Origin of the sequence: Mesorhizobium shangrilense (assembly GCF_028826155.1) — a bacterium.
In the GTDB taxonomy this organism is placed as follows: Bacteria; Pseudomonadota; Alphaproteobacteria; order Rhizobiales; family Rhizobiaceae; genus Arvimicrobium; species Arvimicrobium flavum.
This window is the reverse complement of sequence record NZ_JAQGPN010000001.1, coordinates 3,285,922-3,300,325: the sequence shown is the minus strand read 5'-3', so window position 1 is coordinate 3,300,325 and position 14,404 is coordinate 3,285,922. Positions and strand designations below refer to the sequence as shown.

13 protein-coding genes are annotated in these 14,404 nt (G+C 64.1%); 4 read left to right on the top strand and 9 right to left on the bottom strand.

The genetic code is table 11. The annotated features are described in order from the left end of the window. Nucleotides 1-118: 118 nt before the first annotated feature. The 6 genes from PD284_RS15890 to PD284_RS15865 form a co-directional block, all read right to left on the bottom strand. Entirely contained in the window at nt 119-1,864 is a 1,746-nt protein-coding gene (locus PD284_RS15890) for an IlvD/Edd family dehydratase (protein ID WP_274629146.1), read from the bottom strand. 69 nt (nt 1,865-1,933) lie between these two features. After that, nucleotides 1,934-3,433 carry a tripartite tricarboxylate transporter permease gene (locus PD284_RS15885; protein WP_274629145.1) on the bottom strand — a complete coding sequence of 500 codons (1,500 nt, stop codon included), beginning with the start codon at nt 3,431-3,433 and terminating at the stop codon, nt 1,934-1,936. Beyond that, nucleotides 3,424-3,915, bottom strand: coding sequence for a tripartite tricarboxylate transporter TctB family protein (locus PD284_RS15880; protein ID WP_274629144.1), 492 nt, complete (start codon nt 3,913-3,915; stop codon nt 3,424-3,426). The genes PD284_RS15885 and PD284_RS15880 overlap by 10 nt, the downstream gene beginning before the upstream one ends. A gap of 46 nt (nt 3,916-3,961) precedes the next feature. Continuing rightward, nucleotides 3,962-4,933 carry a Bug family tripartite tricarboxylate transporter substrate binding protein gene (locus PD284_RS15875; protein WP_274629143.1) on the bottom strand — a complete coding sequence of 324 codons (972 nt, stop codon included), beginning with the start codon at nt 4,931-4,933 and terminating at the stop codon, nt 3,962-3,964. Between the two features lie 44 nt (nt 4,934-4,977). Beyond that, nucleotides 4,978-5,838 carry an amidohydrolase family protein gene (locus PD284_RS15870; protein WP_274629142.1) on the bottom strand — a complete coding sequence of 287 codons (861 nt, stop codon included), beginning with the start codon at nt 5,836-5,838 and terminating at the stop codon, nt 4,978-4,980. A 221-nt stretch (nt 5,839-6,059) separates the two neighbouring features. After that, on the bottom strand, nt 6,060-7,112 hold the full coding sequence (locus PD284_RS15865) for a LacI family DNA-binding transcriptional regulator (RefSeq protein WP_274629141.1): 1,053 nt from the start codon (nt 7,110-7,112) through the stop codon (nt 6,060-6,062). An 82-nt stretch (nt 7,113-7,194) separates the two neighbouring features. Here PD284_RS15865 and PD284_RS15860 point away from each other — a divergent pair, with 82 nt between their 5' ends. The 4 genes from PD284_RS15860 (at nt 7,195) to PD284_RS15845 (ending at nt 11,786) form a co-directional block, all read left to right on the top strand. Next, nucleotides 7,195-8,349 carry a mandelate racemase/muconate lactonizing enzyme family protein gene (locus PD284_RS15860; RefSeq protein WP_274629140.1) on the top strand — a complete coding sequence of 385 codons (1,155 nt, stop codon included), beginning with the start codon at nt 7,195-7,197 and terminating at the stop codon, nt 8,347-8,349. Nucleotides 8,350-8,391: 42 nt separating this feature from the next. Further along, nucleotides 8,392-9,321, top strand: coding sequence for a 2-hydroxyacid dehydrogenase (locus PD284_RS15855; RefSeq protein ID WP_274629139.1), 930 nt, complete (start codon nt 8,392-8,394; stop codon nt 9,319-9,321). 146 nt (nt 9,322-9,467) lie between these two features. Beyond that, on the top strand, nt 9,468-10,787 hold the full coding sequence (locus tag PD284_RS15850; RefSeq protein ID WP_274629138.1) for an aspartate aminotransferase family protein: 1,320 nt from the start codon (nt 9,468-9,470) through the stop codon (nt 10,785-10,787). 111 nt (nt 10,788-10,898) lie between these two features. Then, a complete protein-coding gene (locus tag PD284_RS15845; RefSeq protein WP_274629137.1) occupies nt 10,899-11,786 on the top strand; it encodes an amidohydrolase family protein in 888 nt (295 codons plus the stop codon). A gap of 92 nt (nt 11,787-11,878) precedes the next feature. Here the strand turns inward: PD284_RS15845 and PD284_RS15840 are convergent, their stop codons facing one another. Genes PD284_RS15840 through trpC form a run of 3 tightly spaced genes read right to left on the bottom strand, consistent with a single transcriptional unit; the run spans nt 11,879 to nt 14,391 of the window. Further along, nucleotides 11,879-13,081 (bottom strand): molybdopterin molybdotransferase MoeA, encoded by a 1,203-nt coding sequence (locus PD284_RS15840; RefSeq protein WP_274629136.1) that lies wholly within the window; start codon nt 13,079-13,081, stop codon nt 11,879-11,881. 4 nt (nt 13,082-13,085) lie between these two features. Then, nucleotides 13,086-13,571 carry a cyclic pyranopterin monophosphate synthase MoaC gene (gene moaC / locus PD284_RS15835; protein WP_274629135.1) on the bottom strand — a complete coding sequence of 162 codons (486 nt, stop codon included), beginning with the start codon at nt 13,569-13,571 and terminating at the stop codon, nt 13,086-13,088. Nucleotides 13,572-13,575: 4 nt separating this feature from the next. Then, a complete protein-coding gene (trpC, locus tag PD284_RS15830; RefSeq protein ID WP_274629134.1) occupies nt 13,576-14,391 on the bottom strand; it encodes an indole-3-glycerol phosphate synthase TrpC in 816 nt (271 codons plus the stop codon). Between the last annotated feature and the right edge of the window lie 13 nt (nt 14,392-14,404).

Sequence of the window (14,404 nt, the reverse complement as noted above, 5' to 3'; positions counted from 1 at the left end):
TGTGTTCCGCAACTGTTTAAATTTTAATGAATGCGTTCAGAAAGCCGAAAGTTAGTTGTCGCGCGTTTGGTTCTCCCGTTCGCAATTGCGTGAAGAAGGCTATGGATGGTGGGCCGGTTCAGAACGATACCTTGCTCGGCTGAATGCGCGTCGCGCCGACGAGGAAGTCGAAGTCCACGCCCTGATGGGCTTGCTGGACCGAGTTGATGAACATGTGGCCGTAGCCCCTTTCGAAATACGGCGGGGGCAGCACCAGCTCTGCGTGGCGTCGCTGCAACTCGGCTTCGTCAACCTTGAGCTCCAGGCTGCGCGATGCGACGTCCAGAACGATCTCGTCCCCGGTGCGCACGAGGGCCAGAGGGCCGCCGATGGCGGATTCCGGCGATACGTGCAGCACCACCGTTCCGTATGCGGTGCCGCTCATCCGCCCATCCGAAATGCGCACCATGTCGGTCACGCCCTGTGCGAGCAGCTTGGCTGGGAGTGTCAGGTTGCCCACCTCCGGCATGCCCGGATAACCGACGGGGCCGGCGTTCAGCAGCACCAGCACGGTGTCCGCGTCGACCTCCAGGTCCGGATCATCGATGCGCGCGCGATAGTCGTCGGCGTTGTCGAAGACGAGCGCCTTGCCGCGATGACTCATCAGGCGTGGCGAAGCCGCCGATGGTTTGAGCACCGCGCCTTCAGGCGCGAGGTTGCCGCGCAGAACGACAATCCCGCCCAGTTCGGTGACGGGATCGTCGCGACGCCGGATCACGGCGTCGTCATAGCAATCGGCGCGCTTGAGCCTGTCCCCGATCGCAGCGCCTTCTACCGTGCGCGCGGAGAGGTCCAACCGGTCTTCGATGCGCTTCATCAGCGCGGCCAGGCCGCCGGCGTAGTAGAAATCCTCCATCAGGAAGCGGCCGGAAGGTTTGAGGTCGACAAGGCATGGCACGTCCGCGCCGAGCCTGTCCCAATCGTCGAGCGTGAGCGGCACCCCGAGACGGCCCGCCAGCGCAAGCAGATGCACCACCGCGTTCGTCGATCCACCGATGGCGCCGTTGACGACGATAGCATTCTCGAAGGCTGCTCGCGTGAGGATGCGCGAGATGGTCGTGCCGCTGCGCACCAGGCTGACGATGTGGCCGCCAGCCTCCTCGGCAAGGCGGCTCCGCCGGCTGTCGACTGCCGGAATCGAGCCGTTCATGGGAAGGGCGATACCCATCGCCTCGGAAAGCGAGGCCATGGTGGACGCGGTTCCCATGGTCATGCAGGAACCCGCCGAGCGGCTCATCGCCGCTTCGGCCTCCGCATATTCCTCGCGGCTCAGGCGGCCGGTCCGGTAATCCTCGTCGAAGCGGAAGACGTCGGTGCCGGAGCCAAGTTCACGGCCTCGAAAACGTCCGTTCAGCATCGGTCCGCCGGACACGAGCACTGAGGGGATGTCGCAGCTCGCCGCGCCCATGAGCAACGCCGGCGTGGTCTTGTCGCAGCCGGCAAGCAACACGACCCCGTCGATCGGGTTGGCGCGAATGGTCTCCTCGACGTCCATGCTGACGAGATTGCGGAACATCATCGTGGTCGGCCGCATCAACGGCTCGCCAAGGCTCATGACGGGAAACTCCAGCGGGTAGCCGCCGGCCAGGAGCACGCCCCGCTTCACGAACTCCGCGAGATCGCGCAGGTGCCCATTGCAAGGGGTCAACTCCGACCAGGTGTTGCAGATGCCGATCACGGGGCGGCCATCGAACAGTTCCGGCCCGAAGCCCTGGCTGCGCATCCAGCTGCGTGGAATGAAACCGTACTTTCCCTCGCGGGCGAACCACTCGCCACTGCGCATGGGTGTCTGGCTACCCGGCTTCTCGCCTGCAGGTTTCGTCATGCAAATCTCCTCCTCGCCGGCGCGGCCGCCGGCGGTTATCCAATTCGAATGCAGGTTCAGGTGCAGAGGCTAAGCGAGCACCTTCCGGCCGCTGGTGCGCTTCCACAGCATGACCAGGATCGGCGACACCCAGACCAGTATGGTGATCACTCCGATCGTGCCGGCGATGGGCCTCGAGAAGAACTGCAGGAAATCGCCCTGCGCCTTGATCATCGAGGTCAGGAACGTTTCCTCGAGCATCCGGCCGAGGACGATGCCCAGAAGCGCGGGCGCGATGGGAAAGCCGTTTTCCTCCATGAACCATCCGACGACGCCGAATATGAGCATGGTGACGACCGCCGTCAGCGTGTTGTCCATTGCGAAAGCGCCGACCACACAGAAGATCATGATGATCGGCATCAGATATGCGCGCGGAACATCGAGGATGTAGCGGGAGAGTTTGATGGCGCCGTAACCCAGCGGAATCATCAGCAGATTGGCGAGGATGAACGACAGGAAGATGCCGTAGATCAGCGTCGGTTGCGTCTGGAAGATCGTCGGGCCGGGCGTCAGGCCCTTCATGAACAGGACGCCGATGACGATGGCCGTCATCGAGTCCCCGGGGATGCCGAGAACGGTCGCAGGAACGTAGCTCGACGAAACGCTGGCGTTGTTGGCCGCGCCCGCTGCGACGATGCCCTCAAGACTTCCCTCGTCGAACTCCTTGCGGTTGTGGCTGAAGCGCCGTGACAGCGCGTAGGAGATCCAGGCCGCGATGTCGGCGCCGGCGCCGGGCAATGGTCCGGTGGCGGTCCCCACGACAATGCCGTTGGCAAAGCCTTTGCGGTATCGCCAGAGTTCGGGCATGAGCCCTTTGAAGATGTTGCCGATCTTCATCTTCGCCATGCTGGGCAATGGGTCGCGTGACATCGCGAAGCGAAGGATCTCCGCGATGGCGAACATGCCGATCAGCGTCGCGACAAGTCCAACCCCTCCATAGAGGGCTGTGCTGCCGAATGTGAAGCGCGGCTGTCCGGTGACCGGGAACAGGCCGATCAGCGCAATGAGCAAGCCGAGAAGAAGCGATATGATGCCCTTCACCGCACTGCCCGGCGAAATGAACGCGGCCGAGGTCAGGCCCAGGCAGACGAGCCAGAAATATTCGTAGCTGCTGATATTCAGTGCGAAACGGGCCACTGCCGGCGCGAAGAACATCAGGAAAAGCGCGCCGACCAGACCACCTACGGCGGAAGTGACGACGCAGACGCCCAACACGAGCTCGGCCTGACCGCGCAAGGTCATGCGATAGGCCGCTTCCGTATAGGCGGCGGATGCGGGCGTGCCCGGTATGCGCAACAGCACGGACGGGATGTCGCCGGCGAAGATTGCCATGGCGCTGGCGCTGACGATTGCGGCAATGGCCGGCAACGGATCCATGAAGAAGGTGACGGGCACCAGGAGCGCGACCGCCATGGTCGCGGTCAGCCCCGGAATTGCGCCGACGAACAGCCCGAAGACCGACGACAGCACCACGACGATCAGGACTTCGGGCGCCATCAGCGCGAGGAAGGCGTCGTAGATCACCGCCATGTCAGCACTCCCGCATAGGGCTCGAGCAATCCCCATGGCAGCGGAACCAGCAGCATGTCCTGGAACGTCGCCTTGACGGCCAGGGTCGTGATGGCCGCGACAACCAGCGAGCGCATGGGAGACCGGGTAAACTGCAGGAGGGTCGCGAACAGCGTGATGAAGCCCGCGATGATGAAGCCGAGCCAGTTGGAGGCAAGGATGTAGAACAGCAGCGCTCCGATGACGACCGCGACGTTCGCGATATGCCTCGGAGACCTGATCCAGCCGTCGAAGGCGACGAATGGCACGCCGGCGCGTTCGCGCCAGCCATTCCAGCTCAGGATCAAGCCGGCGCCGAGGAGGCCGACCCCGATTATGGAGGGGAAGAATCCCCCTCCATAACCCCCGCCGAAGATCGGCTTGGGCTGCACCGACGCGGCGATCAGCGCGATGACGCCGATGGCGACGATGATCGGTCCCAGTATGATGTCGGATACCTTCACAAGACCTCCTCTCTCGTTGCTGTCGACGCCTCGAAGCGGGTCCGGACTACTGGACCGCGCCGGCCGCGCGAAGCACCGTTTCGGTGTCCTGTTCGTGGGTCTTCATCCAGCCGAGCAGGCCTTCGCGGTCACGGTACTGAAGGCCGAAGCCTCGGTCGCCCATGCTCTTCTGGAAGGACTCGCTGTTGTAGATTTCCTCGACTGCCGCCTCCAGCTTGTCGACGATCTCGACGGGCAGTCCGGGCGGGCCGGCAAGCGCGCGGAAGACGCCGCCCGGAGCTGCGTCCTTCACCTGTTCGCCGGCGGCCGCAACATCCGGAAAGGCTGCCAGTCGCTCGGGCGCGAGGACGGCAAGCGAGCGCACCTCGCCTGCATCGAGCATCGATGCGGCTTCCGGAACCGATGCGGTCAGCACATCGACGCCGCCGGCAACGAGTTCCTGCAGGCCGGCCGCGGCGCCGGCGCTCGGGACCCAGCGCAGGACCTTGATGTCGATGCCGTTGTCGATGAGCACCTTCGACAAGGCGCTGCTCCAGCTGCTGGGGCAGGTCGCGCCGCAGCCGATGGCGACCGACTGCGGATCTGCCTTGAGCTTTTCGATGACGTCTGCCAGCGACTTGAACGGGCTGTCCGCTTTGACGTGAATGGCGGAGTAGTCGAAATTGTACTGGGCGATCGGGGTGTAGGAATCGCTCGTCAAATTTCCCATCCCGAGGAAGCGGTACGGCGCGTAGTTGAACAGAATGCCGACCGTGTAGCCGTCGGGCGTAGCGTTCGAGAGCTCCGTGATGCCGGCGATGCCGCCGCCATCGGCGCGGTTGACGACGTTGAACGGCTTGCCGAACTTTTTCTCCAGGTCCGCCGCCAGCCAGCGAGCGGTCGCGTCGGTGCCGCCGCCAGCTCCGGCGGCTACGATCAGCGTGACGGGTCGGTTCGGCCATTCGCTGGCCGATGCCGCCGAAACGGTGAGGCCGACGGCCATTGCGGCTGCGGTCGCGAACTCAAGATATCTTCTCATCCGATAGTCTCCCATTGATCGGTTGAAGCCTGTTGTGGCGTTGTTCAGACAGCCAGCGGCGTGTGCCACCAGTGTTCGAAAGGGTTGGAGTAGAGGATGGCGTCGATCGTTTCCTTCGATACGCGCGGAAGCGATGTTCCCTCGGTGAAGCGATTGATGTTGCGCAGGTCGTCGATCGATTCGCGCACCTGGGCGAACGGAAAATCCGTGCCCCAGAAGATCTTGTTCCGGTCGGTGATGAGGTATTCCTGGGCGGAGATCAGCGCCTGATAGAACTGCCAGGGACGATAGCAGAGGGCTGAAACCTCGGTGTAGACGTTGGGCCGCTTGCGGGCCACGACGATGCATTCGTCGATCCATGGGTGGCCCATGTGCGCCATGATCATCTTGAGGTCGGGATAGCGCTGCGCCACTGCATCGACATGCAGCGGCCGACCGGCGTCCAGCAGCGTGTCGCGGGCGAATGTGGTGCCCATGTGCATGGTCAGCGGAATGTCGTTCTTCTGGCAGTATGCGTAGACCGGATCGAGGCGCGGATCATCGAGAGGAACGCTGTTGTAGATCGGCCCGAACTTCACGCCCTTCAGTTTGAGCGTTCCGATGGCGTGCTCCAGGAGGTCCATGTAGTCAGGCCGCCGCGGATCGACGCAGGCGAAGCCGACAAACTTGTCCGGATACTTCGCGACCGCCGCGGCAGTCACTTCGTCATTGCCGTCGATGCCGACCGCATCCTTGTAGCGCAGCGAAAAGATGATCGCCTTGTCGACCTCGCGCATCGCCTCATAGAGCGTGTCCGCGTCGGCCTTCATGGGCACGCCGCCCGGACGCGCGCCGCCGCTCAGGTCGACGGGCGGCGGTGTAAACTGGTCGGCGTTGAAGATGTTGACGTGGCAATCGACGATCATGCGCTGCGCTCCATTTCGAAACGAATGGCCGGACGGCCTCAGGCCCAAGCTTTGGTAGGCTTTCCGGCGGCATGGAGCTACGGATCGAACCGAAGCTTCCCCTCCTGAATGCCCAGCGCGACTAAAGAACCGTATTGTTGTCCAGTTGGTTTAACGATACATCAATCTCGGGTCTTGTCAAACGCAGAGAATCCGAAACGCACCGGGGAGGGTGGATGCGACTAGACGGGGGATCGTGTCGAGCGGCCGGGCTGGAACTCGATGGGAAGGACGATTTCGGTCTTGCTGAATTTGCCTTCCTGAAGGCGGGCGATCAGCTCCGATGCCGCGCGCTCGCCGAGCGCGTGCGCGGCAGAACGCACAGTCGTCAGCACCGGGTCGACATAGCGCCAGATGTCAAAGGCATTGAAGCCGCTGACCTGGATGTCCTCGGGGACGCGCATGCCCCTGGCGATGCAGGCCTTCATCGCGGCAATTGCCATCTGGTCGTTGCCGCCGATGATGGCGTCCGGCGGCGGGCGCTGACCGAGCGCGGCCAGCGTCGCGTCGAAGGTGACATCATAGCTTTCGTCGCCGCAGCGGATCACTTCGAGGTCGGGAGCGCCTGCTTCCCTGATCACCGAGGCGACGCCCTCCATGCGGGATCGCATCGCGGCCCATTCGGCCTGCGGCATGAGCATCCAGAACTTGCGCGCGCCGGTAGCCAGAAGATGGCGGGCGATTTGACGCCCTCCATCCTCGTCGTCCTGGCGGATAATGGCGCAGTCTGCGTTTTCGGGGACGTGGTGCTCCTGCAGGAGAACGAAGGGTACGCGCAGCGTCGCCAATTCGCTTACGAACCAGTTTCGCTGGACCTTCTCTCCGGACAGGATCGCCACCATCCCGTCCGCCTCGATGTCCTGGAAGAGGCCGGTCGTGCGGAAATCGGACGGCTTTATGCCGCGCAGGATGAGGCTGTACGAGTTCGCCGTGAGATAGTTCGTCAGACCGGTGACCTGCGCGGTGATGAAGGGATCGCTGAGAAAGTCGGGATCCTCGACGACGATCAGCATGCCGATTGTCCATTGCTGCGAGAGGCGCAGTCGTCTGGCGACGACGGACGGTCGATAGCCCAGCCTCTCGACTACGGCGCGGATGCGCTCGGCAGTGGAATCCGAAACGCGGCCGCGCCCGTTGAGAACGTTGGAAACCGTCATCGCCGACACGCCCGCCTCGCGGGCGACGTCCTTAATCGTGACCGGTCTTTCCCCCGTCGGCTTTTCCAGCTGCGCCAAACCCTCAACTCCCGCTTCGAACCGTCAATCAACCCTTGAACATGGCCATGCGGCCACTCTCACCCTTTTGCGGAGGATGCTCATGACAGATACCACCATTACGAAGGTCCATTGCCATCTCCTGACGCAGGATATCAGTCAACTCGCCATCAGGTGGGCCGGCGGCAACATGCGCTACTGGAACACTGCGCTCGTCGAAGTGACGACGGCAGACGGCCTGCGCGGCTTCGGCGAGGCATACTATCCCGGCCTTAGCGCCCCCTTGGCGACACGCGCGCTTGTTGAAAATTACGCCCCACTACTTATCGGCGAGAATGCGACCGAGGCAACCGGACTTTTCCACAAGCTGCGCTCGAAATCGCTCGCCTGGGGCAAGGCGGGGCTGCCGCTCATGGTCGCCGGCTCCATCGAGGTCGCGCTTTGGGACATCAAGGCGCAGGCGCTTGGCGTGCCGCTGTATGAACTCCTTGGCGGCAAGGCGCATGATGCGATCACGGCCTATGCCAGCGGCGGCATGGATGCTCCGCGCGATCAATTGATCGCCGAGATGGAAGGATACCTCGAACGCGGCTTTCGCGCCGTCAAGATTCGAATCGGCCAATCCATTGCCGAGGATGTCGAGAAGGTACGTCTTTGCCGCGACGTGCTGGGGCCTGACGTAGAGCTCATGGTCGATGCGGTGATGGGACATAATCCGCGCCCGTTCTCGGCCAAGCAGGCCCTCGCGCATATTAACGCGCTGGAGAAGTTCGATATCGCCTGGTTCGAGGATCCGGTCGGCAATCGCGACTACGATGGCTGCGCCTTCGTGCGCCAGAATTCGCCGGTCCCTGTCGCAGCTGGTGAAACGGCCGTCGGCGTGCACGAGTTCCTGCCCTACTTCGAGTGCGGCGCGCTCGACTGGGTGCAGCCGGATCCGACCCATTCCGGCGGCATCACGGAGTGCATGGACATTGCCGCGCTCGCCCGCGCCTACGGCGTCGGCGTCATCTATCACTCATGGGGCATGGCCCCGTGCCTGGCGGCCAATTACAGCCTCGCCTTCGCCGACCCCCACGCGCGCTATCTCGAATATCCGACCCACGGGCTGCCGCTTGTCGATGAACTGGCGGAGACCCCGTTCAAGCTCGTGGACGGCAAGATCGCCGCTCCGACCGCTCTCGGCCTCGGCGTGAGGCTGAATGAGGAACTCCTTGCCCGGTACGGCTTCATCGAGGGCAGCACCTTCTGGCCGTAGATCTTGTCGCCCACTTCCCTTCCGCCACCAGGAACGAGACACATGAGCATTCATATCCTTCAAACCCATCCGCTGCACGAGAGCTGCGAAACGGCCCTTGCCGAGCGTTTCATTGTCCACAAGCTGTACGAGGCGACGGACCGCGACCGGCTGCTGACAGACACCGGGAAATTGATTCGAGCCATCGCCGGCGGCCAAGTTTCGGCAGGGCTGATGGACCGTTTGCCAAACCTCGAGATCATCGCGAATTTCGGCGTGGGCTACGATTCCATCGACGTGCGCGCGGCCGCTGCACGCAAGGTGACGGTGACGAATACCCCCGACGTCCTCAATGACGGGATGGCGGAAATCACCATCGGGCTGATGATTGCCCTTGCGCGCCGCATCCCCCAGACCGACCGGTATGTCCGGGAAGGGCGCTGGCCGGCCGGCAATTTTCCCCTGACCCACGAGCTGAGGGGACGCACGCTGGGGATCGTCGGCCTCGGCCGCATCGGCAAGGAGATCGCGCTGCGGGCGCAGGCGATGAAGATGCGCGTCGTCTACCACGGCCGCAACCGGCAGGACCACCAGCCCTACGTCTTTTACTCCAGCCTTCTGGATATGGCTCGGGATGCCGATTGGCTCGTTGTGGTGATACCTGGCGGCGCCGGCACGGACAAGCTGGTCAGCCGCGCCGTGCTTGAGGCGCTCGGTCCGGACGGCATGCTCGTCAACGTCGCGCGCGGAACGGTTGTCGACCAGGAGGCCCTTGTCGAACTGCTTCAGAGCGGGGGAGTGGGCGGCGCGGCGCTCGACGTGTTCGAGGCCGAGCCGACCGTGCCGCAAGCGCTGTGGGAGATGGAGAACGTGGTCCTGTCTCCGCATCAGGGCAGCGCCACCTATGAGACCCGGGACGCCATGGGCGCGCTCGTCGTCGCCAATCTCGACGCCCACTTCGCCGGCAGATCTCCCCTGACACCCGTCACCTGATCAGATTCCACCGATATTGGCGGCTTTCGGCATTGACTTAACGTTAAATCTTACCCAATTTGGGATCCAGGGCCGGATCAAGAACACCCGGGACACGTCTCGGCATCGTCGACAACGGCCGCCACCAACAAATCGAAAGCTGAGAAATGTCTGAAAATCTGCGCAATTCGGTCGAAAGGCAGCGTCAGTTCATCGCCGGCGGCACCATGTCCGTCAACCGGGCGATCAACCCCGCGAAGCTCTTCGTCCGCGCAAAGGGCGCCTATCTCTATGATGTCGATGGCAAGGAATACATCGACTATCATGCCGGTTTCGCTCCCTATCTGTTCGGTCACGGCGACGAGGAAATCGACGAGGCGGTAATCGCCGCGATCCGGTCCGGCGCCTCCCTCATCGGCGCCGGAACCATGCCCTGGGAGGCGGAAATCTCGGAACTGCTGGTGGAGTGCGTTCCGGGCATCGAACAATTGCAGCTCACGAGCACCGGCTCGGAAGCGGTCGGCTATGCGCTGCGCCTGGCGCGGGCCCATACGGGACGCGACGTCGTCGTCGTCATGCAGGGCGGCTACAACGGTTGTTCCGACTACGTCAGCTACAATCTGATGGATCCGGCCTCTTTCGTTGAGCCGCACATGGCCGGCGAGGAATACCCGCTGAGCGTTATCACGGCCGGCGTTCCGAAGGTCATCGACCAGACGGTGCGCGCCATCGAGTATAACGACCTCGAAGCCGCCGAGCGCACTCTTGCCAAGGGGGATGTCGCGGCGATCATCTTGGAGCCGGTTCTCCAGAACATCGGCATCGTCAAGCCGCTGCCGGGCTACCTCGAAGGGCTGCGGGCGCTCTGCGACAAGTACGGCACGGTGCTGATTTTCGACGAGGTGAAGACCGGTTTCCGCCATGCGTTGGGCGGGTATCAGGCGCTTTCCGGCGTGACCCCCGACCTTTGCACCTTCGGCAAGGCCGTGGCCAACGGCTATCCGATGGGCGTCATCGGCGGCAAGCGCGACATCATGAGCCTGTGCAGCCACCCATCAGCCGCCAAGCGCGTGGTCGTGGCCGGCACCTACAACGGGCATCCGGTAAATGTCGCTGCCGCCAAGGCCTGTCTCACGCGTCTCAAGACGCGGGAGAGTGAAGTCTATGGCGAACTGGAGCGCCTCGGCGCCCGCCTAGAGAAGGGTCTGAACGAGGTGTTCGCGGCGCGGAACTACCCCACCACGATCGTCAGGCAGGGTTCTGCGTTCGCCGTCTATTTCATGGACCATGCTCCGGTCAGCTGGCGCGACGTGGTTCTCAACCACGACATGGATCGCGACATCGCCTACCGCAGGGCGCTGATCGAGGAAGGGATCTTCCAGTTCCCCGTCGTGACCAAGCAGGGCAGCATCTCGTTGGCCCACACTGACGCCGACATCGACCGCACCATCGAGATGACCGAAAAGGTTGTCAGCACGCTCAACTGATGGATCGGTAAGAAAAGCGCCCAGGCGCAATGCCTCGGATGCAGCGGGTGACGGTCCGGAACGCGCTGCATCCTTCAGGCACTCGGATATTTGCAGGGAGCGGTTTCGCGCATGATCATCGACGTCCATACGCACACGCCACAGTTCCGCAACGCGGTGCCCGAAGACCGCAGGCGCATCAATACGACCTGGCGGCCCGATGCGGCCAGGCCGTCCAACTATTCATGGGCTGAGTATCGCGAGGCCCAGTCCACGGTGGACAAGTCGATCGTCTTCGGCATCGCCTGGGAACCAGGCGAGCGCGTCGGGGGCAGCAACGGCCCCAAGGACGAGGGCGATGTGGCCGACCGAGTCAATGATGGCACGGCGGCGTTCGTCCACGCCTATCCGGACGAACTGATAGGTTTCATGGCGGTCCACCCCTACGACCTCCAGCTCATGGACGAGATGGAGCGCAGCCGCGTCGACCTTGGCCTGAAGGGCGTCAAGCTGGGGGCCAACTACCAGAGCTACGATCCGCTCGACCGGCGCGCGCTGGCCGTCTACCAGTACGCCGAGCGCCACGGATTGCCGATCCTCTTTCACACCGGCACCTCTGCAGTGAAGACCGCGCCGATCCCTGCAGCGCACCCGCTGATCGTGGACGAGATCGCGATGCGCTATCCCGAACTCCGGATCATCATGGCCCATATGGGGCACCCGTGGACGGTCGACACGGTCGTGGTCGTGCGCAAGCACGCCAATGTCTACACCGACATTTCAGGCCTGTTCTACAGGCCCTACACCTCCTACGAGGCGCTGATAAAGGCCACGGAGTGGAACGTCCTGGACAAGATCCTGTTCGGTTCGGATTTTCCCATCGCCACGCCCGCCGAGACCATGGCCGGGCTTCGGGGGGTGAACGACATCCTCGAAGGCACCAGGATGCCCCGTGTGCCGCAGGACAAGATCGAAGAGATCATTCACCGCGACAGCCTTGCCCTGCTTGGCCTCGACTGAACGGCTGTCGGAGACACAAGCACGCTTTCGGATACCCGCCGGCCCGACCCCATTGAGCCGGCGTCAGCCGTCAAAGGCGTACAGCGGACTGTTCAGCGAAAGCGGATCAGCCGGCACATCGCCCCAGCGGGCGCGGCTGGCGCATGGGGTTCGCGTACGATCAGCGCGTTGGCGGTCGCCATCGTTCGCAGCATGGACGAATCCTGGACAGGGAAGGGTGCTGCGCTCAGGCCGCGAGGCGTCTCACTGACGACCGCGCGGATATAGTCCTGTCGGTGGTCATTTGCGGACATCGGCGTTTCGAGTTCGCCCTCAAGCAGCCTCGCAGACCGCGCGGCGCCGGAAAGGCTTGCCAGCAGCGGTTTTAGGAACACCAGCGAGCAGACAAGGCTGGCTACCGGATTGCCGGGGAGGCCGATGCAGCGGGTGGCGCCGAGCCGGCCGAACATCAGCGGTTTCCCCGGGCGCATGGCGATCTTCCAGAAATCGAGCGTCATGCCTTCGCCCGTCAGCGCCTCATGAACGAGGTCGTGATCGCCGACGGAGGCCCCTCCGAGCGTGACGATCACGTCCGCCTTCGCCGCGAGCGCGCGACGGACCAGCGCGGAGACAGCCGTCACATCGTCCGGCGCGATGCCGAGATCCAGCACGTCAGCGCCGGCCTGCTCCGCGATCGCGGCCACACCGTAACCGTTCGAGGCGATGATCTGCCCTGGCCCGGGATCGCTGCCCGGCGGCAGAAGCTCGTCGCCCGTGGCGATGATGGCGACAAGCGGCCGTCCAACGACCTCGAGCGTGGCGTTGTTGCCCGCGGCGGCCAGCGACAGCGCTGCCGGGTCGATGAGGCGGCCCTTCTCGAGAAGAATATCGCCTTCCGCGAAATCGAGACCGCGGGCGCGGATGTTCCGGCCTTTCAGGGTGGCTTCAACGATCTCGACCGCGCCCGGGACAGCCCTGGTGTTCTCCTGGATCACCACGGTGTCCGCGCCCTCGGGCACCGGAGCGCCGGTGAAGATGCGCACGGCCTGCCCGGCGCCGATCTTGCCTTGAAAGGGTCTGCCGGCTGGCGCCTGGCCGATGACCTTGAGCTTCGCGGGAAGGGTGGCGGTGTCGCTCCAGCGGACAGCGTAGCCGTCCATGGCCGACGCGTCGAACGGCGGCTGCGTACGGCGCGCCTTCACGTCGGCGGCGAGAACGCGCCCGGCGGCCCGGTTCAGGGCCACCGTTTCTGCGGGTCTCGGTTTGGCGCCGTCGAGCAGGCGGGTGAGGGCGTCTTCGACGGGCAGGAGCGACATTGCTTCAATCTGCCTGGAAATCGCCGGACTTGCCGCCGGTTTTCCGCAGGAGCCGGATGTCCGAAATGACCATGCCGCGGTCGACCGCCTTGGCCATGTCGTAGATCGTCAGGCAGGCGATCGAGGCGGCGGTCAGCGCCTCCATCTCAACGCCCGTCTTGCCGGTGACCCGGGCGAGGGCGGTCACGCGCAGGCCCGGCAGATTGGAATCCGGCTCTATGTCGACGGTGACCTTGGTGAGGAGGAGAGGATGGCACAGCGGGACGAGTTCGTGCGTGCGCTTGGCGGCCATGATGCCGGCAATGCGCGCGGCGCCGAGCACGTCGCCCTTCTTGGCGTCGCCGGCGAGGATCATCTCGAGCGTCTCGCGCTTCATCGATACCGCGCCCTCCGCGATCGCCGTGCGTTCGGTTTCGGCCTTCGCGCCCACGTCGACCATGTGCGCCTCGCCCGAGGCGGTGAGATGGGTGAGTTTCGGTCCGGCCGTCATGGCTTCAGCCCGCGGTCGCGCCGGCGGGCGCGCCTCCGAGCAGCAGGCGCGTCGCCGCCGTGACGTCCTGCTGTCGCATGAGGCTCTCGCCGACCAGGAACGTCGTAATGCCGGAGCGCGCCAGTCGCGCGCAGTCCTCGTGGGTGAAGATGCCGCTTTCGCCGACCAGCAGGCGATCGTCCGGGATCATGCCAGCCAGCCGCTCCGAGGTCGTCAGGCTGACCTCGAAGGTCCGCAAATTGCGGTTGTTGATGCCGATGAGGCGCGACGACAGCTTGAGCGCGCGCTCGGTCTCGGCCTCGTCATGCACCTCGATCAGGGCGTCCATGCCAAGTTCGAAGGCGGTGCTCTCCAATTCGCGCGCCATGCCGTCATCGACGCTGGCCATGATGATCAGGATGGCGTCCGCGCCCCAGGCGCGCGCCTCGTACACCTGGTAAGGCTCGAACATGAAGTCCTTGCGCAGTGCAGGCAGACGCGTTGCCGCCCGCGCGGCGGTCAAAAACTCCGGTGCGCCCTGGAAGGATGGCGCATCGGTGAGCACGGACAGGCAGGCTGCGCCGCCGGCCTCGTAAGCCTGCGCCAGCGAGGGTGGATCGAAATCCGGCCGGATCAGGCCCTTCGACGGACTCGCTTTCTTGATCTCGGCGATAAGCCCAAACGACTGCGCCGCACGCCGCGCTTCGAGGGCGCGCAGAAAGCCTCGCGGAGCGTCCTGGTCGGCGATGCGCGCCTTGAGTTCGGCGATTGGTTCGCGCGACTTTGCAGCTTCGATCTCGTCGCGCTTGTAGGATTCGATGCGTTTGAGAATATCGGCCATCGTCACGCCTGCC

What these genes read in the sequence shown, in the direction of transcription:
- PD284_RS15845 (WP_274629137.1), top strand. Translation starts at nt 10,899, where the DNA reads ATGATCATCGACGTCCATACGCACACGCCACAGTTCCGCAACGCGGTG.
- PD284_RS15890 (WP_274629146.1), bottom strand. Translation starts at nt 1,864, where the DNA reads ATGACGAAACCTGCAGGCGAGAAGCCGGGTAGCCAGACACCCATGCGC.
- PD284_RS15870 (WP_274629142.1), bottom strand. Translation starts at nt 5,838, where the DNA reads ATGATCGTCGATTGCCACGTCAACATCTTCAACGCCGACCAGTTTACA.
- PD284_RS15885 (WP_274629145.1), bottom strand. Translation starts at nt 3,433, where the DNA reads ATGGCGGTGATCTACGACGCCTTCCTCGCGCTGATGGCGCCCGAAGTC.
- PD284_RS15875 (WP_274629143.1), bottom strand. Translation starts at nt 4,933, where the DNA reads ATGAGAAGATATCTTGAGTTCGCGACCGCAGCCGCAATGGCCGTCGGC.
- PD284_RS15860 (WP_274629140.1), top strand. Translation starts at nt 7,195, where the DNA reads ATGACAGATACCACCATTACGAAGGTCCATTGCCATCTCCTGACGCAG.
- trpC (WP_274629134.1), bottom strand. Translation starts at nt 14,391, where the DNA reads ATGGCCGATATTCTCAAACGCATCGAATCCTACAAGCGCGACGAGATC.
- PD284_RS15850 (WP_274629138.1), top strand. Translation starts at nt 9,468, where the DNA reads ATGTCTGAAAATCTGCGCAATTCGGTCGAAAGGCAGCGTCAGTTCATC.
- PD284_RS15855 (WP_274629139.1), top strand. Translation starts at nt 8,392, where the DNA reads ATGAGCATTCATATCCTTCAAACCCATCCGCTGCACGAGAGCTGCGAA.
- PD284_RS15840 (WP_274629136.1), bottom strand. Translation starts at nt 13,081, where the DNA reads ATGTCGCTCCTGCCCGTCGAAGACGCCCTCACCCGCCTGCTCGACGGC.
- moaC (WP_274629135.1), bottom strand. Translation starts at nt 13,571, where the DNA reads ATGACGGCCGGACCGAAACTCACCCATCTCACCGCCTCGGGCGAGGCG.